Source organism: Pirellulales bacterium (assembly GCA_036267355.1).
Taxonomy (GTDB): Bacteria; Planctomycetota; Planctomycetia; order Pirellulales; family DATAWG01; genus DATAWG01.
The window spans coordinates 1-24,011 of sequence record DATAWG010000011.1 but is presented as its reverse complement, the minus strand read 5'-3'; the positions used below and the strand labels follow the sequence as shown (position 1 = coordinate 24,011).

At 61.2% G+C, this 24,011-nt stretch carries 14 protein-coding genes; 11 read left to right on the top strand and 3 right to left on the bottom strand.

Going from position 1 to position 24,011, the window contains the following annotated elements; genetic code table 11:
- Nucleotides 1–223: 223 nt before the first annotated feature.
- Nucleotides 224–2,422: a glycosyl hydrolase family 28-related protein gene (locus VHX65_02495; GenBank protein HEX3997398.1), complete on the bottom strand. Its 2,199-nt coding sequence runs from the start codon at nucleotides 2,420–2,422 to the stop codon at nucleotides 224–226.
- 346 nt (nucleotides 2,423–2,768) lie between these two features.
- On the opposite strand from VHX65_02495, the gene VHX65_02490 reads away from it, so the two are divergent.
- Together VHX65_02490 and VHX65_02485 are read left to right on the top strand one after the other, a co-directional pair.
- Nucleotides 2,769–6,110, top strand: a complete 3,342-nt coding sequence (locus VHX65_02490) for a GH116 family glycosyl-hydrolase (protein ID HEX3997397.1) — start codon at nucleotides 2,769–2,771, stop codon at nucleotides 6,108–6,110.
- A 525-nt stretch (nucleotides 6,111–6,635) separates the two neighbouring features.
- A complete protein-coding gene (locus VHX65_02485; protein ID HEX3997396.1) occupies nucleotides 6,636–7,241 on the top strand; it encodes a hypothetical protein in 606 nt (201 codons plus the stop codon).
- A gap of 147 nt (nucleotides 7,242–7,388) precedes the next feature.
- Here VHX65_02485 and VHX65_02480 read toward each other — a convergent pair whose 3' ends face one another.
- Both VHX65_02480 and VHX65_02475 read right to left on the bottom strand, forming a co-directional pair.
- Complete coding sequence (locus VHX65_02480; GenBank protein ID HEX3997395.1) at nucleotides 7,389–10,565, bottom strand: multidrug efflux RND transporter permease subunit; 3,177 nt, start codon at nucleotides 10,563–10,565, stop codon at nucleotides 7,389–7,391.
- A 27-nt stretch (nucleotides 10,566–10,592) separates the two neighbouring features.
- Nucleotides 10,593–12,080, bottom strand: coding sequence for an efflux RND transporter periplasmic adaptor subunit (locus VHX65_02475; protein ID HEX3997394.1), 1,488 nt, complete (start codon nucleotides 12,078–12,080; stop codon nucleotides 10,593–10,595).
- A 522-nt stretch (nucleotides 12,081–12,602) separates the two neighbouring features.
- Here VHX65_02475 and coxB point away from each other — a divergent pair.
- From coxB to VHX65_02430, 9 genes are all read left to right on the top strand, one after another.
- Entirely contained in the window at nucleotides 12,603–13,628 is a 1,026-nt protein-coding gene (gene coxB / locus VHX65_02470) for a cytochrome c oxidase subunit II (protein ID HEX3997393.1), read from the top strand.
- Between the two features lie 201 nt (nucleotides 13,629–13,829).
- Nucleotides 13,830–15,485, top strand: coding sequence for a cytochrome c oxidase subunit I (ctaD, locus tag VHX65_02465; GenBank protein HEX3997392.1), 1,656 nt, complete (start codon nucleotides 13,830–13,832; stop codon nucleotides 15,483–15,485).
- A gap of 193 nt (nucleotides 15,486–15,678) precedes the next feature.
- Entirely contained in the window at nucleotides 15,679–16,299 is a 621-nt protein-coding gene (locus tag VHX65_02460; GenBank protein HEX3997391.1) for a cytochrome c oxidase subunit 3, read from the top strand.
- 139 nt (nucleotides 16,300–16,438) lie between these two features.
- A complete protein-coding gene (locus VHX65_02455; GenBank protein HEX3997390.1) occupies nucleotides 16,439–17,779 on the top strand; it encodes a hypothetical protein in 1,341 nt (446 codons plus the stop codon).
- A 192-nt stretch (nucleotides 17,780–17,971) separates the two neighbouring features.
- Nucleotides 17,972–18,835, top strand: a complete 864-nt coding sequence (locus VHX65_02450; GenBank protein HEX3997389.1) for a c-type cytochrome — start codon at nucleotides 17,972–17,974, stop codon at nucleotides 18,833–18,835.
- 57 nt (nucleotides 18,836–18,892) lie between these two features.
- Nucleotides 18,893–19,477, top strand: coding sequence for a Rieske 2Fe-2S domain-containing protein (locus tag VHX65_02445; protein ID HEX3997388.1), 585 nt, complete (start codon nucleotides 18,893–18,895; stop codon nucleotides 19,475–19,477).
- A gap of 93 nt (nucleotides 19,478–19,570) precedes the next feature.
- On the top strand, nucleotides 19,571–21,106 hold the full coding sequence (locus VHX65_02440; protein ID HEX3997387.1) for a cytochrome b N-terminal domain-containing protein: 1,536 nt from the start codon (nucleotides 19,571–19,573) through the stop codon (nucleotides 21,104–21,106).
- A complete protein-coding gene (locus tag VHX65_02435; protein HEX3997386.1) occupies nucleotides 21,103–23,520 on the top strand; it encodes a cytochrome c oxidase assembly protein in 2,418 nt (805 codons plus the stop codon). The genes VHX65_02440 and VHX65_02435 overlap by 4 nt, the downstream gene beginning before the upstream one ends.
- A gap of 72 nt (nucleotides 23,521–23,592) precedes the next feature.
- Nucleotides 23,593–24,011 (top strand): hypothetical protein (locus VHX65_02430; protein HEX3997385.1); only part of this gene is annotated, 419 nt, incomplete at its 3' end.

The window sequence follows — 24,011 nt, the reverse complement described above, 5'->3', positions numbered from 1 at the left end:
ATTGTGCGGTTTAGTCACAATCCGAGCTGCGGCGGAATCCGCAGTGCGACCGAATCAAGAACGCTCCGGTTCCTAGGGGGCGTCGTTGCACAAATCGTGCGTGCGTGTCGATGCGACAACCTGTTCGCGCATGGCCGCGGTGTCTACATAGACCAACCGCGGCTGTGCTGCGCGCGAACCGGCTGGCCGCCTTGCGGTGTTTGTCCGCAGGATCGGTGGTTGCCTACGGCTCACGTGGCGTGGCGAACGAATTGTTGCGGAACAGCACGCCTTCGACGTTGTTTTCGATTCGCAACGTGCTAAACGGGTTCCGCCAGATGCAGTTCTCGACGATCACGTCGCGGGTTGCTCCGGTGATCGCGATTCCGCCGCTGTTGTCGTCGGCCACGCGCAGCCCGCGGTGAATCGTGCAACGCGTGATGTGCGCCGTCGGAGCGTCGAACCGTTCGGGTTTCGGCAGGAAGCCGTTGGTCTCGACCGAGGTCAGCCCTTCGTGCAATTCGTTGTCGAGGAATTGCACATACCACGACGGTTGAAATGCCTTGTCCGGCGCGCAGCCGTAGTTGAGCAATTGGCCGCAGCGATAGAGACGATTCTCCGCATACACCACGTCGATCGCGGTGCCATAGGCCGCGTTGACCCAACTCGCATCCTCGAAGCGATTGCCGATCACGAGCACTCGGCCATTCATCGGCACGATCGTGACGAGCGAGCTGTCGTCGGGTGGGCAATCGAAGGGGCGATCGATTTCCCACTGCCGATCGTGGTTGGCGACCACATCGCGATATTGTCCGGCCCCGCGGCCCTCTTGGATCATCACGATCGCGCGATGCCAGAGGCTGCTATTTTCCTTGGCCCAATTCGGATACGTCGGCGAAGAGGCGAGCGTGATCTCGGTGCCGCGGGCGGAAGCGACTTTGCCGAAATAGGCGGCGTCGCCGGCGTCGAAGGTGAACGAATAGTCGGATTGATGGGCGTAGAGGGCATCGAGCGTGTTGTGGCCGAAATAGATGTTGCGGCCCGCGCCGGCGATATTTTCATATGCCGTCGGATACATGCTCACGAAGTGATTATCTTCGACGATCACTTGCCGCGAGCCGCCGAGCGTGCAATTCGTCTTGCCCGCCATCACGCGATTGCGGGCGACGAGGCCATATTGGCCGAGAACGAGCCCTTCGCCCTTTGCGAGAATATCGCAATCGGTCACTTCGAAATTGTTGCCCAGGCGAACGGCAGTTCCCTCGGGCCGCTTGCTGCCGTCTTCGGTCCAGAGATGATCGACGCGCAGCCGCACGTGGCGCATGCAAAAATGTTCCGTGCAACTGATGCCGGTTCGATGATCGAACGGCAAATAGATGCTCAGGTCTTCGAGGCCGAACTCGGGGCCATGCAGCGGATTCGACGGCCGGGCCACTTTGTCCTTGTCGCGGGCCAAGCCTTGCTCGCCGCCGCCGTCGAGATTGAACTGCCCGTGCCCCCACCACAGCACGACGACGCCGGTGCCGGCGCCTTTCAGGAGCGTTCGCGGCGGGACGGAGATTTCGCCGCTGATGCCGTAGCGGCCGGGCGGGAAATAGACGATTCCGCCGCCGTTCTGCTGCGCCTGTTTCAATGCGGCTTGAATTCCGGCCGTTCGATCGGGAACGGGATAATATTTGTTGAGGCTCTTTTGCATTTCGGCCGCGGCGCCGCTGCCGTAAAAGTCCAACACGTTGAACTGCTTGGTAGGCCAGTCGGTCGATGTGGCTGCTTTGACCGACAACACACCCGCCTTGCGCCAAGCCAGGTCGCCGCCAAAGCCATTGTGGACGTGAACGACGTAGTTCGCCGGCGGGATGTCCTTGGGCAGTTCGAATCGCAGCGTGTAGCAATCCGCCGTGCTGGCTTTCAGCTGGATCGGCTCGTGCCCCGGAGATTGCAAAGCGGCGATGCTTTCGCGGCCGAAGCCAAGCGATTTGCCGCACACGCGAAACCAACCGCCCGGCTGCGCGGTCTCTCCGTGGTCGGCTTGCATCCACCAAGGATCGGGGGCGTTGAGCAATGTTGGCGTGAAAGCATTGTCGCCGTCGGCAACACTCACGGCGAACACTCCGAACTTCCATTTCGCCGGCACGACGAATTTGAGCGAGCAATCGCTCGCTTGCAACGGCGAAACGTGCGTTCCGGAATACGACGATCGCGATGCGGGACTGGGAAGCGTCGGCGCGTCGTCCGCGAGCCGGACGATTTGCACGACCGGCGACGCTCCGAAATCGCTGCCTTGGAGGAGCACGGTTTCATTCGGCCGCACCGGATCGGACGCCCAAAAAATCTGCGGCGCGGCTGCCGGGGGCGAGGTCGTCGGCGGCAATGCGTTTGCCAGCGGCGCGGCGGCTAAAACGAACGAGAGTGTCAGCAGCATAGCGAGAGACGATGATCGCATGTTGGCTTCCGTGGGGTGGGCTGTCAGTGAAAAATAGGGTTCGCAGCGGAGCGGACGGTGGCTCGGTCGCCAACTGTTCCGCGGCTGCGTGTTTCGGTTCCCCGAGGCGGGCCATGTGTGGGGAGCGATAGGTGTGCGGCTCTATTGTTGCTTGCCGCGTACTGGCTGGCAATCGGCGGCGCATCACATGCCCACGCCGCGCCGTGGGCATGGCACTCGGCACCCGGTTGGCAAACGCTTCGCTCTCGAACAATTGGAAACATCGGCGGTGGCACATTACACTTGAAACTGATCCCACCTACGGTTCCCCACCGATCGATATCGATCTTCTTCTCTTGGAGGCGGAATGAGCGAGCGCCCTGCCGATGAATCTTGTCGTGGCTCCGATTGCGGTTGCGGTTCGAGCGGCTTGGGCCGACGCGAGTTTCTCTCGCTGAGCGGCTTGGCGGCCGCAGGCGCGCTGTTGACCGACGCCGGGGTGATGGCGGGGCCGTTTGTCGATCAAGATTTCGAGAAGCTGATTCCCACGGACAAGAAGCTGCATCCGGCTTGGGTTAAATCGCTGTTTGCCCGCGGCGAGCCGGATGTCTACACCGGCCGCGATTTGCGGTTCATCGGCATGCCGGTGGGCGGAATTTTCTGCGGCACGCTTTATCTCGGCGGCGACGGCAAGCTTTGGCTGTGGAATATCTTCAATCGCGAAACCACCGGCGTCGTGCCGAAGACGGTGAACTATCGAGGCCGGAATGTCGGCTCGACCGATGGCTCGGCCTATATCGAGCCGAGCGAGCAGTTGGGGCCGGTGGAGCAGGGGTTTGCGGTGCGCGTTCGACGAGTGGATAGCAAAGGGGGACAGGCACATTTTGCTCCCAAGGCACCGCAAAATGAGCCAGTCCCCGCGCAAAAAGAGCCAGTCCCCGAGCGCCGGAGCGAGAAGACGTTTGCCTTGGATCGGCGCGGTTTCAAAAACGTGTCGTTCATGGGCCAATATCCGATCGGCACGATCACCTACGAAGATCCCGAGGCGCCGGTTTCGGTGAAGCTGGAAGCTTTTTCGCCGTTCATTCCCTTGGATGCGGCCGACTCAGGCCTGCCGGCCACGGTGATGAGTTTCACCGTGAAGAACACTGCCTCGTCGGCCATCGAAGCGACGCTAGCCGGCTGGCTGGAAAATGCCGTGTGTCTCTACAACCGTTCGCATGCCGGGTTGCGACGCAACCAGATCGTTCGCCGCGAGGGGCTGTCGCTGCTGCATTGCACGGCAGAGACATTGCCGCCCGGCAACAAGGCTCCGCGGGCCGATATGGTTTTCGAAGATTGGAGTAAGAAAACGTATGACGGTTGGAAGGTGGAGGGGACGGCGTTCGGGGCCGGGCCGATCGAGCGCTCGGCGATTCCCAGCTATCAAGGCGACGTCGGCGGGCCGGGAGCCCGAGTGGTGAATTCCCATGCCACCGCGCCCGGGGCCAGCGTCGAGGAGAAAGATCATGCCACGGGCAAACTCACGAGCCAGCCGTTCGCCATCGATCGCGATTTTCTCGTGTTCTGGATCGGCGGCGGGAACCAAAAAGGCCGCACTTGTTTGAACCTGCTCGTGGATGGCAAAATCGTGCACACGGCAAGCGGGCACCAAAACAACCGCATGTCGAAAGAATCGTTCGACGTTCGCGAGCTGCACGGCAAACAAGCGACGATCGAGATCGTCGACGCGGAGTCGGGGCCGTGGGGCAATATCGGCGTCGGCCGGATCACGCAAAGCGACACGCCGGCAAACGGCGGCAAGCTCGAAGAACTTTCCGATTTCGGCACGATGGCGCTGGGGCTCCTCGGCAAGCCGGCCGAGCATGGGCTCGCGGCGGCCGACAAGGGCGGATTTGCAGTCCGGCCGGCAAGCGGTTCCGGCGACCACGCTGCCACAGCTTCCGAACACATCACGCTCGACGACGCAAAAATCCCGCTGTCGGAAACGCTCGTCGGCGCGATTGGCCGCACGTTGCATCTCGGCCCCGGCGAATCGGCGACGGTCGATTTCGTCGTTGCCTGGCATTTTCCAAATTACACGTGCCAAGGCTTGGGCGAGGTCGGCCGATTTTACGCATCGCGATTCAATTCGGCCGCGGCGGTGGCAGCCTACGTCGCCGAGCATTTCGATCGGCTAGCCTCGCTCACGCGGCTGTGGCGCGATACATGGAACGACTCGACGCTGCCGCATTGGTTTCTCAGCCGCACGTTTGCCAACACGTCGATCCTGGCCACGACCACCTGCTACCGGCACAAGAACGGGCGATTTTGGGCATGGGAAGGGATCGGCTGCTGCCAGGGCACCTGCACGCACGTCTGGCACTATGCCCATGCCATGGCCCGGCTGTTTCCCGAGATCGAGCGCGACGAGCGCGAGCGCGTCGATCTTGGCCTGGCGATGGCGGCCGACGGCACCGTGGGATTTCGCGCGGAATTCGATCGCTCATTTGCCATGGATGGCCAGGCGGGAATCGTGCTGCGGTCGTACCGCGAGCATCAGATGTCGGCCGACGACAAATTTCTGCGCCGCAATTGGGCGAACATCAGGCGGGCGTTGCGGTGCATCATCGCGCGCGATCACGCGGGCGATGGCGTGTTGCACGGCCCGCTGCACAACACGCTCGATGCACCGTGGTATGGCGTCGTGCCGTGGCTGGTCGGGCTGTATCATGCGGCGCTGCGGGCGGGCGAAGCGATGGCGATCGAAATGCGCGACAACGAATTCGCTCAGCTTTGCCGCAAGCTATTCGATTCCGGCAAACCGAAGCTCGACAAGATTTGTTGGAACTCCGATTATCAATACTTCGTTCAAATCGGCGATCCGCGGCATCCAAATGAGGTCGGCTCGTACGATGGATGTCATATCGATCAGGTATTCGGGCAAAGCTGGGCCGATCAGGTGAACCTCGGCCGAGTGATGGATGCGGAGCACGCGGAGGCGGCGCTCAAGTCGCTGTGGAACTATAATTTCACGCCCGACGTCGGGCCGTTTCGCGATGTCAAACGGGCCGGCCGATGGTATGCCATGCCGGGAGACGGCGGCCTGATTATGGTGACATTTCCGTTCCGTCACGAACGGCAAATCGGCGGCGGCGGCGCCTGGTCGGCCATGTATTTCAACGAATGCATGTCGGGCTTCGAGTGGCAAGCGGCCGGCCACATGCTGTGGGAAAACCTATTGCTCGAAGGTCTGTCCGTCAGCCGCGCGATTCACGACCGCTACAGCGCGAAGCTGCGGAATCCTTACAACGAAATCGAGTGTAGCGACCATTATTCTCGCGCGATGGCCAGCTACGGCGTGTTCCTCGCGGCCTGCGGCTACGAACATCATGGACCCGAGGGGCATCTCGGCTTCGCGCCGCGATTGACGCCGGAGAATTTCAAAGCTCCGTTCACCACCGCCGAAGGCTGGGGCACGTTTGCTCAGAAAAAGACGGATCATACTCACACGGCCACGATCGAAGTGAAATACGGCAAATTGCGGCTAACCACGTTGGCCCTCGCAGGCGACGCGAAAAAGAAGCCACGCTCCGCTCAGGTTGCCATGAACGGGAAGGCGATCGCAGGGAATGTTTCAATCGCGGCCGATGCCGATGGACGACTTCTTATTACACTCCCCGAGACTATGCTCAGCGCGAGAGATTCTTTGCATGTGACAATCCTCTGACGGTGGCATGCGAACTTCTAGCGAACACTAGCCCGAAGCGTCAGCGCGGGAGCGCCGGGGCAATCGCATCAAGCTTTGACGGAAAAGGCTAGTGCTGGCGTTCGGGTTGCAAAAAACTGGTCGGCCTGTTCACTTGTTTAATCGCTTGCCGTGCAAAGAATGGCCGCCCGGAAAACCAAGTGTGGGATTGCCCCATCGATTTCTCGGACTGCCATTTTTCGCTCCGCTTTCCCGGCGGCAAGTGCACAAATAGAAAACTCTTTGGTCATGGGTCTGGTATCACTAGCCCTGGCCCGCAGATTTTGATGCGATTGCCCTGGAGGGAGCGGCGGTTGGCGGTTTCTCCCTCGCTAACGCTTCGGGCTAGTGTTCTCGTCGGCGAACGGTCGGGCGGAGTATCGAATTAGTTACTTCCTCGGTGAGGGTATTTCACAAGAATGTCCGAAAGTGCCACTAGGCGCGCGGGGCGAATGTCATAGAATTTGGGTTGAGCGAACCCTTTTTTTTGTTGATAGGAGCCCAGCAATGGCAAAGCGTAGTAGAACGGCAGCTTCAGAATCATCGGAACATAGCGGCGGAGAAGGCAAAACGGCCAAGGCCGATCTGATCCGTCAAACGGCGAAACAACTCGGCAAGTTTCGCCCGCGCGACATCGTGGCCGCTCTCAAGGAAAAAGGTGTCACGGTCGGTTACACCCAGATCGCCAAGGCGCTCAACGCCGGCGGATTTCGCAAGCGCGGCCGGCAAGCGGGCGTTACCGCAACTGGCGCCTCTCATTCCGGCGCTCCTCATTCCGGCGCTCCTCATTCCGGCAAGGTGAACAAGGCCCAGCGGATTCGCGATGCGGCCAAGGCGATGGGCAAGAAGGTTCGGCCGAAGGACATCATCGCCGAACTTGCCAAGGAAGGCGTTCATGTTTCCTCGGCCCAGGTGAGCACGACGCTGAGCGCGGCCGGTTATCGCCGTCGCGGCAAGCGTGGCCGAGCTGCGGCAGCAGCGGTGTCCGGAGCCAAGACGGGTGGAAACGGCTTGGACATCGAAGCATTGCTCGCCGCCAAGGCCCTGATCCAGAAAGTCGGCAGCATCGAAACCGCCGAAGAAGCCCTGCGAGCGCTGAAGCGATTGAGTTAAGTCTCGCGCGGCACGAGTGCCGCGGCTAACGAACGCGGGTGCTACAAGCTCTCCGTGTGCCGTCGGCGCTGTTCTTCGCGCGACCCGCCGTAGGACGCGGACGGCACACGGAGTGTGCCTGCTACAATTGTCGTCGCCCGGCCTAGCTCAGCCGTTCGGTCTCCCTCGTTCTCGTTCGCCTTCGTCTTCTGGTGGTTTGGTGGCAATTTCCGGGGCGCCGCTCCACCATTCGCTGATGCTTTGGCAGAGAATGAAGAACACGGGCACGAAGAAAATCGTGAGAAACGTGGCGGCGATCATGCCGCCGAAGACGGCCGTGCCCAGCGATTGCCGGCTCGCCGCGCCGGCCCCTTGGGCGATCACCAGCGGAAACACGCCCAAGATAAACGCCAGCGAGGTCATGATGATCGGGCGGAATCGCTTTTGGGCCGCCTCCGTGGCCGCTTGCAGGATGCCGTGCCCCGCGGCCCGCAAGTCCTTCGCGAATTCGACGATCAAAATCGCATTCTTGCTCGCCAAGGCGATGATCAGCACGATGCCGATTTGGGTGTAGATATTGTTGTCCATGCCGCGCAGGGCCACGGCCGTCACCGTCCCCAATAGCGCCAGCGGCACCACCAGAATCACGGCCATGGGGCGAATCCAGCTTTCGTATTGCGCCGCCAAAACGAGATACACAAGCAACACGGCCAGCCCGAACACGTAGATGGCCTGATTGCGCACCAGTTTTTCCTGGTAGGCCATGGCGGTCCATTCGTAGCTGGCGCCCGGCGGAAGTTTTTCTTGGGCGATTTGCTCCATCAAGTCGAGCCCCTGCCCGGAACTGATGTTGGGAGCGGTTTGGCCGGTGATCGTGGCGGCGGGGTAGAGTTGGTATCGCAATACGGTGGTGGGCCCGAGCGTGCGTTGCACCTTTAGCAGCGTGCCGAGCGGAACCATGCCGCCGGTATTGTTGCGCACTTCCAAGCGTGTGATATCGGAAGTCTTATCGCGGAAATTGGCGTCGGCTTGGATGGTTACCTGAAAGGTGCGGCCGAATTCATTGAAATTGTTGACATACGTCGAACCCAAGTAGGTCTGCAATGTGTCGAACACCAGGTTGAGCGGCACATTGAGCGATTGCGCTTTGCTGCGATCGATATCGAGATAAAGCTGCGGAACGTTGGCGCTGAAGGTAGTGTTTAGCGCCCGCAGGTTGGACTGACCGTTGCCGGCCGCCACGATCGAGTTCGTGATGCCGCCGAGCTCGTTCAGCCCCAGGTTGCCGGTATCCTGCACTTCCATTTGGAATCCGCCCGAGACGCCCAGGCCGCGAATCGCCGGGGGTGGAAAGGCCAGAATTCGGGCGTTGGGAATTTTCGCGAATTCCTTCGCCAAGTGAGCCAGCACGCCGGCTTGGCTTTCGGCTGCCGTTTTGCGTTGGCTCCAATCCTTGAAGGTGACATAGCATGCCGCGGCGTTGGAGGAAACGGTGCCGTCGACCACATTCTGCCCGTTGATGGCGTTCACGTTTTGGACGCCCGGCGTCGAGCCGACAACTTCGTTCAGCTTTTCGACGACTTCCTCGGTCCGATTCAGCGAGGCGGCGTCGGGCAATTGGGCGCTGATGACAAAGTAGCCTTGATCCTCGGTCGGCAGAAAGCCGGTGGGCAGCGCAAAGAATCCCCATGCCGCGAGCCCCAGCAGCACGGCATAGCCTAGCATCATGATCGACGCATGGCGCACGACCCAGCCCACGGCCCGCTCATAACTCTTCTCGACGCGGCCATACACTTTGTTGAACCAGCGGAAAATGAATAGCTTCTTCCGGCCCGACGGCTTGCGGAGATACGTCGCGCATTGAGCCGGCTTCAACGTGAGCGCATTGGTGGCGCTGATGACCGCGGTGGCTGCGATCGTCAGGGCGAACTGGCGATAGAGCTGGCCGGTGATGCCGCCCAAGAACGATGCCGGCAGAAACACGGCCGCGAGCACGAGCGTAATGCCGATGATCGGGCCCAGCAATTCGTTCATGGCCTTGATCGTCGCGGGCTTGGGGTCCATCCCCTCTTCGATATGATGCGACGCGTTTTCGACGATCACGATCGCATCGTCCACCACGATGCCGATGGCCAGGATCAAGCCGAACATCGTCAGCAGGTTGATCGTGAAACCGAGGGCATACATCGCGGCGAAGGCGCCGATGATGGTGACGGGCACGGTCGTGGCCGGTACCAGGATCGCTCGCCAATCTTGCAAGAACATCAGGATGACGAACAGCACGAGCACGCCGGCTTCGGCCAGGGTCCAATACACTTCGTCGATCGCGGCGGAGACGAAGAGCGTGGTGTTGAACGGGATGTCGTAGACCAGTCCTTTTGGAAAGCGGCCTTTGAGCTTTTCCATTTCCGCCTTGACGCGTTTCGCCACGTCGAGCGCGTTGGCGCCGGGAAGCTGAAAGATGGCGATGCCGGCGGCCGGCTTGCCGTTCACCTGGAAATATTCGCTATAGGTTTGGGCGCCCAGTTCGACGCGGGCAACGTCTTTGACCCGCGTGATTTGGGCCGATGGGCCGGGCGCGACTTTGATGATGATGTCGCCGAATTGTTCGGGGGTGACGAGCCGGCCGAGCGTGCTGACGGTGTATTGAAATCCCGGCTTGGCTTTGGTCGGCGGCTCGCCGATGATGCCGGCCGCCACTTGAACATTTTGCTGCTGCACCGCGGTGACGACATCCTGCGTGGTGATATTCCGCGCGGTGAGTTTGTCGGCATCGAGCCACATCCGCAGGCTGTATTGGCCCGCCCCGACGACTTTCGTTTGCCCGACGCCCGGCAGCCGCGTCAGCGGGTCTTGAACATTGATCGTGGCATAGTTGCTGAGAAAGAGGCTGTCGTATTCTTTATTCGGCGAGGTGAGCGTGACGAACATCACGATGTCGGTCGATTGTTTTTGCGTCACCACGCCCTCGAGCTGCACTTCCGGCGGCAACAGCGGCAATGCGGTTTGCACCCGATTCTGCACGAGCACCTGATCCATGTTCGGGTCGGTGCCGACGTCGAAAGTGACGATGAGCGTGTATGAGCCGTCGCTGGCCGAGGTCGACGACATATAGAGCATGTGTTCGACGCCGTTGACTTGCTCTTCGATGGGTGAAGCGATCGTGTCGGCGACAACCTGCGCGCTTGCGCCGGGATAGGTCGTGGTCACCTGCACGGTGGGAGGGGTGATATCGGGATATTGTTCGATCGGCAATTCGAACACCGTTACCCCGCCGAACACCAACGTCAACACGGCGATGACGTTGGCAAACACCGGATGTTCGATGAAGAATCGGGAGAACATGGGATCAAGCGGCCAGTGCTTTCGCCTTTACTTTTGCGGAGCGTTGGTGGCAGGGGGAGACGCGCCCGAAGCCGGGGTCTGCTGCGACTGTGCATCCGCCTCGGCCTGCGAGACCGGATTGACTTTCGACCCAGGCCGAGCGAACTGCAATCCTTCGACGATGACTTGCTCGCCGGGCTTCAGTCCACTGTCGATAATCCGCATGTCGCCATCGACCAGCGCGCCGGTCTTGACCGCGCGATGCTCGACGACATGATCCGAGCGAACGAGGAGCAGATACTTCCCCTGCTGATCGGTGCCCAGGGCGCGGTCGGGCACGAGCAGCGCATTGGGCTCGACGCCGATCGGCACTCGGATGCGAACGAACAGCCCCGGCGCCAACACATACGGCGGCGGATCGGAGAACACGCCGCGCAATAAGAGTGTGCCGGTCGCGGGGTTGACCTGATTATCGGCGAAATCGATGGTTCCCTTGTGCGGGTAGCCGGTTTCGTCGGAAAGGCCCATTTCGACGGCGTGTTTTTCCGTTTGAGCGGATGGTTCGATGTGCGAGCTCTGATCTGGTTTTGCGGTCGAGATGACGTTTTTCTTGGCCGTCGCTGGGCCGGAGGTGCCGCTGGCCGTGTTTGGTGCGGCGGCGGGCGGCTGCGCATCGTTCGCCGCGGGCTGCTGCGAAGTGGGCTGCTGCGAAGATGATTGCTGCGATGGTGCCCGCGACGCGGCGTTCGACCCGGGCATTGCGGTCGGCGGATTCGACTCGGGCGACGCGGGTTGGCCCGCTCCGGTATCATGCCGCTCGCGCTTCAGGTAGGCCAGAAAATCGGCCTCGCTGACGTTGAAATAGGCATACATCGGATCGTACTGATCGATGGTTGTAAGCTGGGTGATGTTTGCAGTCACCAGATTGCCGATATCGACCAGGCGGCGGCCGATTTTGCCGCGGATGGGCGCCGTGATATGCGTGAAGTCGAGGTTTAGTTTGGCGTTGGCGGCATTGGCCTGGGCGAGTTTGAGATTCGCTTCGCCCTGCTCCGCGGCCGCCTTATAGGTGTCGAGTTGTTGCTTGCTGATGGCGCCGGGCGTTTTGGCGACCTCGAGACCGCGCGCATAGTTTGCCTTCGCCTCATCAAACGCAGCTTGGGCGACATTCACTTGCGCCACCGCGACATCGTAGGCGTCTTGATACGGGCGCGGATCGATCACGAACAGCAATTGGTCTTTGGCAACCGTGCTGCCGTCGGTGAAATGGATGCTGTCGATGTAGCCCAGCACACGCGGCACGATGCTGACCGTTTGGCTCGCTTCGGTCGTGCCGGGAAATTCGTGATAGAGAGTTTCGTTGTGCACCTCGGCAGTGGCGACGACAACCGCAGGAGGTGGCGGCGGAACGTAGGCATTTCGCTTTCCGCACCCGACGGCCGACATCGCCGCGCAGACCGCGAGAAAAACGACCGGGTCGAAACGCCCGTTTCTCGGCTTGGCGGCGGGGCATGCTTGCAGCGAATTATCGGGCATCCCGATCGATCCCGCGCGGTGTGGACAGTTAAATCCAAGCGTAAAGCGCCTGTGCATCGTTCATTTGCGCGTGTTGCAAGAGTCGCGAAAAAACGGTCGCGAAGTAGCGAGCAATTATTGTGCCGGCTGGACGGCATGCGACGGAATCGCGTTCGTTCAGCTTAATATGGAGCGGCGCGGTTCAAGTTGGCCGACTCCGAATCGCTCCCAGCCGGTGAATTGCCGCTTGTCGGAGTTTGCCTTCGGCGACGAATCGGCACTTGACGTTTCGGCGCGCGCGATTGACAATCCGTCGTGCCGCCCTTGGAAAGATCCAGTGTTTCGAGGAAGCGCGTTCACGGTCCGATGGGGCCGGAAAATAACGTCGCCGCTTGGTCTCGCTCCCTCGCTAACGCTTCGGGCTAGTGTGCGCTGGCCACACAAGCCCGAAGCGTTAGCAAGGGGCGCCGCAATGGCGGATTATTTTTCGTGCAGCCATGATACCGCGGCGAAACAGGCGATATCTCGATCCGGAGCGATGGAATGCCTGGGGCCCTATTGCTTGCGGCGGCAGATGCAGCAACCCAAAATGCGTCGATTTTCAGTCCGGCCTCGCCGCCGGCGCAATCGATTCATAATCTGGCGATCCTGATTTTCGCCATCACGGGATTCATCTTCGTGGTGGTGGAAACGGTGCTGTTTTATTCGATCTTTCGCTTTCGACGCCGTAAATCCGACGTTGCCACGAGCGAACCCCCGCAACTCTATGGTAGTGCGCCGATCGAGATCGCCTGGACCGCCGCGCCGCTCTTGATCGTGGTGGTGATCGTGCTGGTTTGTGCCCGCACACTGTGGGAAGTCGATCTCCCCGCGCCGCAGCCCCAGCCGGGCGACAGCACGCTGTTTGTCACGGTCGTCGGCCGGCAATGGTGGTGGGAATACACCTACGACACCTACGACGGCAAGCCGCTCGGCATTGTGACGGCCAACGAACTGCACATCCCCGTCAGCGAAAAGGGGACGCCGCGCCGCGTGTTTCTGACGCTCAAATCGGCCGACGTGTATCACAGCTTTTGGGTGCCGCGGCTGGCCGGCAAAACCGCGCTCGTGCCGGGGCAAATCAATTCGATGTGGTTTTCGGCCGATCAGCCGGGATTGTTCGTCGGCCAGTGCGCCGAATACTGCGGCACGCAGCACGCCAACATGCTGCAGCGGGTGGTGGTCGATTCGCCCCATGCATTTCAGGAGTGGCTCGATGCCCAGCAGAAGCCCGCGGCGGAAAACCCGCCCGATGCCGACGGCAAAGCGATGTTCCTGTCGCTCTCGTGCGTCAACTGCCATCGCATCCGCGGCACGATGGCGCGCGGCAGCTACGCCCCGGATCTGACCCACTTGATGAGCCGCAAGACGCTCGCCTCGGGGATGATCGCCAATGATCCCGAGGGAGTGCAACTCCGGAAGTGGATCGCCGACCCACAAGCGATCAAGCCCGGCTGCTTGATGCCGGCCTTCGGATTGAGCGACCGCCAACTGGCTTTGGTCGTCGCCTATTTGCGAGGATTGAAATGAATTCGCCCACTGCAATCGGCATGCTCCGCGTGCCGTCTTACGTAGTAGGCACATTCCATGTGCCGTCTGCACTCCGCGGTGCGTGCGCACCGAGCGGGGCAGACGGCATACGGAGTATGCCTGCTACGTAAAGACGCCATACGGCGTGTGCCTGCTGCGTCGTCTTTAGCCTGTATAGCCTTCAGCCTCAAGCCTTCTTCCATGGCCATCGCCGAACCACGATCCGAAACACGCGTCGAGCCGGCCCGCCGATCATGGACCGCCGTACTGCACGATTGGGTGACCACGGTCGATCACAAGAAGATCGGCATCATGTATGTGTTGATGGCCATCGTGTTTCTGGTGATCGGGGGGATCGAAGCCATCTTGATGCGGCTGCAACTCTTCTATCCGCGCAACACGGTCATCGATCCCGACCTGTTCAACCAATTATTCACGATGCACGGCACCACGATGGTGTTCATGGTGGGCATGCCGATTTTGATCGGGATGGGCAACTATCTCGTGCCGCTGATGATCGGCGCTCGCGACATGGCCTTTCCGCGGATGAATGCGATGGGATTTTGGGCCACGCTTTTCGGCGGTTTGCTGGTGTATTCAAGCTTCTTGACCGGCGGCGCCCCGGCCATCGGTTGGTATGCCCTCTCGCCGCTGACGGCGCATGTGTTTGCCCGCAGCGCGGCGACCGATCTGTGGGCACTAGGGCTGGTGGTCAACGGCGTAGGCACGATCTCCGGCGGCGTGAATTTCGTCGCCACGATTTTGGGAATGCGGGCCCCCGGCATGGAGCTGCGCAAGGTGCCGTTTTTCGTCTGGACGATTTTGTGGACCGCCATCGAAATCCTGTTCGCCATCCCGCCGCTGACGGCGGCGCTCATCATGCTGTTGCTCGATCGCAATTTGGGAAGCCATTTCTTCGATCCGCAAACCCGCGGCTCGGCCATCCTGTGGCAACACATGTTTTGGTTCTTCGGGCATCCGGAAGTGTATATCCTGATTCTGCCGGTGTTCGGAATCATTTCGGAAATCATTCCCGTGTTTTCGCGGAAGGTGCTGTTCGGCTACGAGTTCATGGCGGCTGCGACCGCCGCGATTACATTTATCAGCCTCGGCGTTTGGGCGCACCACATGTTCACGGTCGGCCTGGGCCGATTCGAAAATTTGTTTTTCATCGCCAGCAGCCTGTTGGTTTCGGTGCCGACGGGAATCAAATTTTTCAATTGGCTCGCCACGATGTATGGCGGGCGGATTCGCTTCGCCTCGCCCATGCTCTATGCGTTCGGCTTCCTTTCGATGTTTCTGATCGGCGGATTGACGGGCATCATGCTTGCCGCCGCGCCCTTCGATTTCCAGTTGAACGACAGCTATTTCGTCGTCGGCCATTTCCACTGGGTGTTGATCGGCGGCACGCTGTTCGGCACGCTCGGCGGCATTCACTATTGGTATCCGAAGGTGACCGGCCGAATGCTTTCCGAGCGAATCGCGAAATGGCAGTTCTGGATTCTTTACATCGGTTTCTTCATGACGTTTGGGGCGATGCACATTTCGGGCGTGCTCGGAATGCCGCGCCGCATCTACACCTACGATGCCGACCGGGGCTGGACGATCTGGAATCAGCTGACCACGATTGGCGGGCTGATCCAGGTGCCGAGTTTCCTGCTGCTGATCGTCAATTTGACGTGGTCTTATTGGTTCGGCGAGCCGGCGGGCGACGATCCTTGGAACGCCTGGACCTTGGAATGGTCGACCACCTCGCCGCCGCCGGCGTACAACTTCGAGCAAGTCCCCGTGGTCCGCAGCCGCCGCCCGCTGTGGGATTTGAAGCACCCCGACGATCCCGATTGGAAATACGAATGACAACCGTCGGTCCCATCGTAGCAGGCACACTCCGTGTGCCGTCCAACGTAGTAGGCACACTCCGTGTGCCGTCTAACGTAGCAGGCATACTCCGTATGCCGTCGGCGCTGCTCTATGCGCAGCGCACGGCCGGAGGCAGACGGCACACGGAGTGTGCCTGCTACTTTGAAGACGGAAAGCGATTGAGGAACTGATGGCTGAAGAACATGCGGAAATCGAGAGCCTGCCGCACGATCGGTCGGAACTGATTCCGGAGCCGCGGGCCCTTGGGCCGGTGCGCTGGGGTATGCTCGCGTTTTTGCTTTCGGAGGTGGCGTTTTTTAGCACGCTGGTCGTGGCCTACCTCGCTTTCCTGCATGGCGACGCGGTCGGGCCGACGCCGGCGGTCCTTTCGCTGCCGCTCGTGATCGGCACGACGATTTGCCTGCTTTCCAGCAGCTTCACGATCCATCAGGCCGAGCGGCGGCTGCGCGCCGGCGGCCAGGGAGCATTTCTCGCCTGGCTTTTGGCGACGATCGTGCTCGGAGTGGCATTTCTCGCCGGAACCGGTTACGAATGGCACGATTTGATCGTGCGCGAAGGACTCACGATCAGCCGCAACCTTTTCGGCACCACGTTTTACACGCTGGTTGGCTTCCACGCCCTGCACGTCACCTGTGGCGTGATCGCGATGGCGGTGGTGCTGTTGCTCGGGCTGCGCGGACGCGTGTCTTCCGAGAACCATCTCGGCACCGAAATGGTCGGCTGGTACTGGCACTTCGTCGATGGTGTTTGGATCGTGGTATTCACGGTGGTGTATTTGATCGGAAGGTGAATTCCCCGGGGACTGGCTCATTTTTCGGCCCTGAGAGGCCTGAAGTGCGGCGATGGACAACGCCGAAAAATGTGCCCGACCCCTTTGCGCCAGCCTCTTTTTTGCCGGTGTCGGCGGCCGGCTAAGGAAATTTGATCGCATGCCAATTCCCGAACAACCTGGTTCCGACGCGCGTCAGGCTGGAAAGCCTGACCTACGCGAAACGCTCGATTCGGTCGAGATGCCCACTTCGACCGCCGCGCCGATGGTGCTTGCGCTGGGCGTTTGCTTGTTGGCCGCGGGCATCGTGTTCGGTATCGCCATGATCATTGTCGGAGCAGTGGTCCTATCAATCGGATTGGGTTTGTGGATCGCCGAGTTGCTCCCCGGCCGCGGCCACTTTCACGAAGAGTTCGTCCCCCCGACGGAGCGCCCTAAGCCGATCGTTGCCCGCAGTGGAGCCGTCGAGCAAATGCACGAAGGAGTGCCGGGGTATCGCGTGCAACTGCCCGTGATGGTGCACCCGGTTTCGGCGGGCGTGAAAGGCGGACTATTGGGCGGAGCGGTCATGCCCGTGCCAGCCTTGCTGTGGGGACTAATCAGTCACCACGGGATTTGGTATCCGGTCAACCTGCTGGCCGGGATGGTGCTGCCGGGGCTCGCCGAAATGAGCATCGCCGATGCCGAAAACTTCCACCTGTCGCTTTTGATTGCGGCGATGTTTATCCACGTCGCAATGTCTCTGGTGGCTGGGCTGCTTTACGGTGTGCTGTTGCCGACGCTGCCGTTTGTTCCCAAGCCGATGGCGTGGAGCGGGTTGCTGATGCCCGTGCTTTGGACTGGATTCTCGTTTCTCGGGATACTCGTCGTCAGCCCGATCCTGAGAAAGGAGTTGGATTGGCCGAGTTTTATTTTCTCGCAATTCGTGTTCGGGCTCGTCGTGGCGATTATGGTGATGCGGCTGCGGCGGTTGCCGCATTTTCTCGCCGGCGCCATTGCGGGCGTGGCGGGCGGCGTGTTGATGCCGATACCGGCCGCGATTTGGGGTTGGGCCACGCAGCATGGCATTTGGTATCCGGCAAACCTGCTGGCCGCGATGGTGCTGCCGGGGCTCGCTAAATTGCCGACTGCGGAATTGCAGCAATACCATGCCCACTGGCTGGCGACGGCGCTGGTGATCCATGGCATTACGTCGCTGGTGTTCGGCACGCTGTTCGGCATTTTGTTGCCGCGGTTGCCGGTGATTCCCGGACCGATGTCGTGGGGCGCGCTATTGATGCCCGTGCTGTGGACGGCGGCCAGTTTCAGCCTCATGGGCGTGGTGAATCCCATATTGCGAGAACGGGTCGATTGGCCGTGGTATATTGCCTCGCAATTTGTATTCGGCATCGCGGCATCGATCGTAGTGGTTCGATCGGAACAGATTCGGGTGCCTCCCGCCGGCCGCGGCCCGGATACCGCCCGCATCGGAGAAAGCATCCCCCCGAGCCCGCAGCGCTAGCAAGGGAGTGTTGTCGTGTGCCATTGCCCGTGTTTGTGCCGGCGGTGTGCCACTGGCTCCGCCAGTGTTTTTTGACGCCCAACAAGCTGTAATCGCAACCCGATTCAGAAATGCAGCGCCGGCAGAGCCAGTGGCACACGAGGCGCGGTTGGCCCACGAAGACCGTTGTAACCCCATTTGTGAACTAATCGCATGACGGACGGTTCCGCGAAATCGAGGAAAGGCATCGGCGCATCGCTGGCAATCGCAGCGGTGTGTCTGATCGGCACGGCCATTTGGGTCGTAACCGCGGGAGCGAATCTGCCGGGCAAACCGAAGCCGGCCGACCGGCCCGTCATGCCGGAAAGCGTGCTGGATTTCACGGCTCTTTTTTCGACGCATTGCGCCGCATGCCACGGGGCGAACGGCACGTTAGGCCCCGCTCCGCCGCTCAATGACCCACTCTTCCGGGCAATCGTGCCGCAAGAAACTTTGCAAGAAGTCATCTCGGCCGGCCGATCCGAAACGCCGATGCCCGGCTTCGACAACTTGCATGGCGGCCGGCTTACCGCCGCGCAGATTCAAGTGCTCGTTTTTCAGATCAAGGGAACCAAGTATCGGATCATCGAACCGGCGCCAAACGCCAATGAGGAAACAAAAGTGGTCGAAGATGCTGGCGGCATCGCACCGCTCTGGGGCGCAGTTGAGCCCGCGCCGCTGGGCACGCCATCGTACCTGGAGCCGGCACCTGAGGCGCCCGATGAGACCAGCAAGTCTGGCGCAAGTCGCAGCGCCGTTTTCGCGCGAGCCTGCGCCGGATGTCATGGTAAGAATGGCGAAGGGGCAGGTGCTGGTGCAATTAATAGCCCCCAATTCCTGGCGCTCGCCAGCAATCAATTTCTAAGGCGGAACATCATCACCGGGCGGCCCGACCTCGGCATGCCCGACTATCAATCGGCTCGAAAACGTCCGGCCGATTTCAAACCATTAACGTCCGCCGAGATCGACGAGATCGTCGCGCTTATTGGTGAATGGCGGAACCCCGGATCGGCCGCCGAAACGGCGCACGAAAAATAGTTCGTCGCCAACGAATCTGTCCAGCAAATCGGCGGCAAACTGCAACCGCCGGAAATCATGACCACAATCAAAACCAAACCTTCCGATCTCGATCGCCCGACGAGCGGTTCCGACGTCGGGCTGCCGGTGCGGCGCTCGTTTTTCCGCCGCCTGACGTTCGCCGCCGGCGGCGTGGCAGCCGCACTGGCAAGTGTGCCGATCATCGGCTATTTCTTCCGAACTCCGGAACCGACGACGCTGCCGTGGATCGATCTCGGACCGATCTCAGGTTTCCGAAAAGGGGAAACCCGCTTGGTGACATTCGACAACCCGCTCCGGCAGCCCTGGGACGGCGTTACAGCGCACACGGGCGTGTTCGTGCGCAACGAAGGAGCCATTGCTCAGAATGGGGCGCAATTTTTGGTGCTGGCAATCAACTGCGCCCATTTGGGTTGCCCCGTGACATGGTTTCCCGAGTCGGGCCTGTTCATGTGCCCCTGCCATGGCGGCGTTTACTATGCCGACGGCGAGCGGGCTTCAGGGCCTCCGCCCCGCGGACTGTTTCAATGCATCTGGCGCATCAGCGGCGGGCGGCTGCAGATCCAAGCCCCACGCTTTCCGACCTTGCAAGACACGCTCAAAGATGAACCGAAATCCGCTTGATTCAACCCGAGCCGCGCGCGGCGCTGGCTTCGGCCGGTGGTTCGAGGAGTGCCACGCCCACGGCCTTACGTGTGCTTGGAGAGGAAACCGACGATGACGAGTTGGCTATCGAAAATCGGCGATTGGTTTGATGCCCGGCTCAGCTTCAGGGGGTCGCTGCTGCCGATCTTGAAGCATCCGATACCAAAAGGCGCCGCCGGACCGATGGGCTGGTGGTATGTGTTCGGCAGCGCATCGCTCACTCTGCTGCTGTTGCAGATTCTCACCGGCATCGCTTTGGCGCTCGTGTATGTGCCCTCCGCCGATCGGGCTTACGATAGCCTGTTGTATTTGAACTACGACCAACCGCTCGGTTGGTTCTTGCGGTCGTTGCACTACTACGCCGGCTCGGGCATGGTCGTGATGGTGCTGGCCCACATGACGCAAGTTTTCTTGCAGGGGGCCTATAAATATCCGCGCGAACTGACCTGGCTCACCGGCGTGTTTCTGTTGCTTTGCACGTTGGGAATGTTTTTCACCGGGCAAGTGTTGCGATGGGATCCGGATGCGTATTGGGGCTTGGCGGTGGGCGGGGCGATGGCCGGCCGAGTGCCGGGCGTCGGGCCGCAATTGGTACACTTGGTGTTTGGCGGGCCGATCATCGGCGGGGCCGCGCTGAGCCGATTCTTCGCGCTGCACGTGTTCATCATTCCGGGAGCGTTGCTCTTGCTGCTGGGCGTGCATCTGTGGCTGATTCTGACGCGCGGCGTGAGTGTTCCACCGGTGCCGGGGCAACTTGTCGATCCGAAGACCTACGACGCGGCGTACGAGAAGGAAGTGCACGACAAGGGAGTTCCGTTTCTCGGCGACGCGATGCTGAAAGACGCGTTTGTCTCGGCGATCGCGGTGGCCGTTGTCGTGGTGATTGCCGCCATTGTCGGCCCAAAGGGGCCCAGCGGGCCGCCCGATCCGACGATGGGGGGCGCCAATCCGCGGCCGGAATGGCCCTTCTTGTGGCTATTCGCGCTGCTTTCGTTGAGCCCGCCGTCCTGGGAAACATTTATCATGCTCGTGTTTCCGCTGATGCTCATTGCGGTGCTGCTGGCGGTTCCGCTGGTGTCGAACCGCGGCGAACGTGCGCCGAGCCGACGGCCCGTGGCGGTGCTCGGTGTCGTGGTGATTTACACATTGCTGGGGATTTTGACCTACGAAGGCACGGCATCGCCCTGGTCGCCGAAAATGAATGCCTGGAGCGGCGATCCGATTCCCGAACACCTCCTGCTAAAAACGCCGCCGATGGAATTGATGGGAGCCGCCGTGTTTCAAAACAAAAGTTGCCGCAATTGCCACGCGATCGATGGCATCGGTGGACGTCGCGGGCCCGATCTGACGAGTGTCGCATCCCGGCTGACACGCGACCAACTAATCGACCAGATCAGCAATGGCACCCCGGGCGGCGGCAATATGCCGGCCTATGGCAAGGAAATGAATCCGGGCGAGATGGCGACGCTCGTCGCATTCCTGTCGCGATTGCGCCCCGACGGCGAACCGCCGGCCCAACAGCCGACGCACGACGAACCGCCGAAGCATGAACCGCCGGTTCAGGCGGTGGCTGGTCGGCGACCCCTTGCGACTGCACCGCGGCCATGAATCCGACGCTTGATGCCGCGCTGCGTTCCTGGCCGGCTGAGCCGTGGCTGTGGCTGGTTCTGACCGTCGTCGCGGTGATCTACACTCGCGGCTGGCTCCTTTTGCGGCGCCGCCCGGCGCGGACTGTAGCAGGCACACTCCGTGTGCCGTCTGCCCCGCATGGCGCGGACCATGCCTGGGAGCGCCACGGCACACGGCGTGTGCCTGTTACGTCGGCTGCACGATGGCCGGCCGGCCGGCTGGCCGCATTTTGCGGTGGATTGATTGCAATCTATCTCGCGCTGGCGTCGCCGATCGAGCCCTTCGCCTTGCTGCTGCTCGCGGTTCACATGGTGCAGCATGTGCTTCTAATGATGGTCGCGCCGCCGCTGGTTTGGCTTGGAGCGCCGCTCGTTCCGCTGCTGCGCGGCCTGCCCGAACCGGTGCGCACGGTTTGGATCGCGCCGCTGATGCGCAATCGCTCGTTGCGGCAGACATTCAATGCGTTGACGCAGCCGGCAGTGGCGCTATTGCTGTTCGTCGCCGCGACGTGGCTGTGGCATTGGCCACCGGCCTACGAACTCGCGCTGCGCTCGCAGAATTGGCACTACGTCGAGCACGCCTGTTTTTTCGGCACGGGGTTGCTGTTCTGGTTCCCCGTCGTGCGGCCGTATCCCTATCGGTTGCGGCGATCGAATTGGATTCTCGTGCCGTATTTATTTCTGGCCGACGTGCAGAATACGGTGCTCTCGGCATTGATCACATTTTCCGGCACGCTTCTTTATCCCTATTATGCGGAAGTGCCGCGGCTTGGCGGATTGTCGGCGATTGCGGATCAAAAGGCGGCCGGCGCGATCATGTGGGTGCCCGGGTCGATCGCGTTTCTGGTGCCGATGTTTTCGATCGGTGTCAAACTTTTGTACGGCGACGGGGCCCGCCGAAAATATCCGCGGGCGGCTAAGCAACGCACGATCGTATCGCGCAGCGCGGGCTATCGCGGCCTGGACTTGTTGCAACAGCCGCTATTGGGCCGATTGCTGAAATGGCGGCATTCGCGCACGCTCGCGCAAGCGCCGCTGTTTCTGCTCGCGGCCCTGATGATTGTCGACGGGCTGCGCGGGCCGCAAATCGCACCGATGAATCTCGCCGGCGTGCTGCCCTGGATTCATTGGCGAGGGCTTTTGATGTTGTCGCTTTTGGTCGGCGGGAATTTCTTCTGCATGGCCTGCCCCTTCACGCTGCCGCGCAGGCTTGCACGGCGATGGTTGCCCGCCACGCATGATTGGCCCCGGTGGCTGCGGAGCAAGTGGCTGGCGGTCGCGCTGGTGGGGCTATTTCTATGGGCCTACGAAGCGTTCGCGCTGTGGGATAGCCCGCGCTGGACGGCATGGATCGCGGTCGGCTATTTCGTCGCCGCGTTTGCGATCGATTCCCTGTTTCGCGGGGCCGCGTTTTGCAAATATGTCTGCCCCATCGGGCAGTTCAATTTCGTGCAATCGCTCGTGTCGCCGCTGGAGATCAAGGTTCGCGAGCCGGCGACATGCGCTTCGTGCGCGACGAAGGACTGCATTCGCGGCGGAAGCGGCGTGCCCGGTTGCGAGCTGAATCTCTTTCAGCCGCGGAAGGCGAGCAATATGGACTGCACGTTTTGCCTCGATTGCATTCACGCTTGCCCGCACGACAACGTCGGCATTCTGATTGCTCCGCCGGGCAAATCGCTGTGGAGCGACCGGCCGCGGTCGGGCGTGGGCCGGTTCAGCCGGCGCACGGATTTGGCCGCGCTCGTGCTCGTGCTGGTGTTCGGCGCATTTGCGAACGCGGCGGGAATGGTCGGGCCCGTGGTCGCGTGGGAGCAAGCGTTGCAAGCGCGGCTCGGATGGATTTCGCCGTTGGCGATCGTCAGCGGCTTTTATGTCGCCATGCTTTTGCTGCTGCCGATCGTGCTCGTCGCGGTTGCGACGACCATCAGCCGGCAGTGCGGATCGCTCGACGAGCGGTGGATGCGCACGGCGACACGCTTTTGCTTTGCCCTTGTGCCGATCGGCTGTTCGATGTGGGCGGCGCACTACTCATTTCATTTTTTCAGCAGCTACGACACGGCAATTCCGGCGGCGCAACGATTCGCAGCCGACATGGGAATATCGGTCCTTGGCGCGCCGCAGTGGAGTTGCAGTTGTTGCCGGCCGGTGGCCAACTGGTTGCCGCGGTTGGAGATTCTGTGTTTGGACTTTGGCCTGCTGCTGTCGCTGTACACCGCGTTTCGCATCGCCCGAAACCGGCCTGCGAATGTCCTATCGGTGCCGGTAAGCCAAACGCTCAACATCGCATTGCCGTGGGCGATCTTGATCGGGTTACTGTTCGCCGCGGGCATCTGGATTGTCTTACAGCCGATGCAAATGCGCGGAATGCTGCCGGGGGGAGTTGGAGCAGGGTGAGGGCCAGAAATTCGGGTGAGAAATTCGGGTGAGGAATTAGGCCGACGAATGCCGCGAATTTTGCGTTGCGCAGTGACTTGGGTTGCGATTTGGCTCAGCGGGCCATCCGCCGCCTTTGCCGACGGCGGCACGGTGCGGTTCTCGGAGCGGCACGGCAACTATGTGATCACGGCGTTCACGTCGCCGACGCCGCTTCGCGCCGGGCCGGTGGATATTAGCGTGCTGGTGCAAGACGCGGCCAGCGGAGAACCGGCAAGCGATGTCGCGGTGGTCGTTCGTCTCAACGCGATTGACCAACCGCAAGCGGTGCTAACGCAATCGGCGACGGCGGCTTCCGCCACCAATAAGCTTTTTCGCGCCGCGCTGTTCGAACTGCCCTGGGCCGGCCGGTGGAGGGCCGAAATTTCGATTTCCGGGCCCGCCGGCCCGGCGGAGACGGGTTGCGAGCTCGAAGTGGGCGATCCCCTCCCGGCGTGGCTTACACTTTGGCC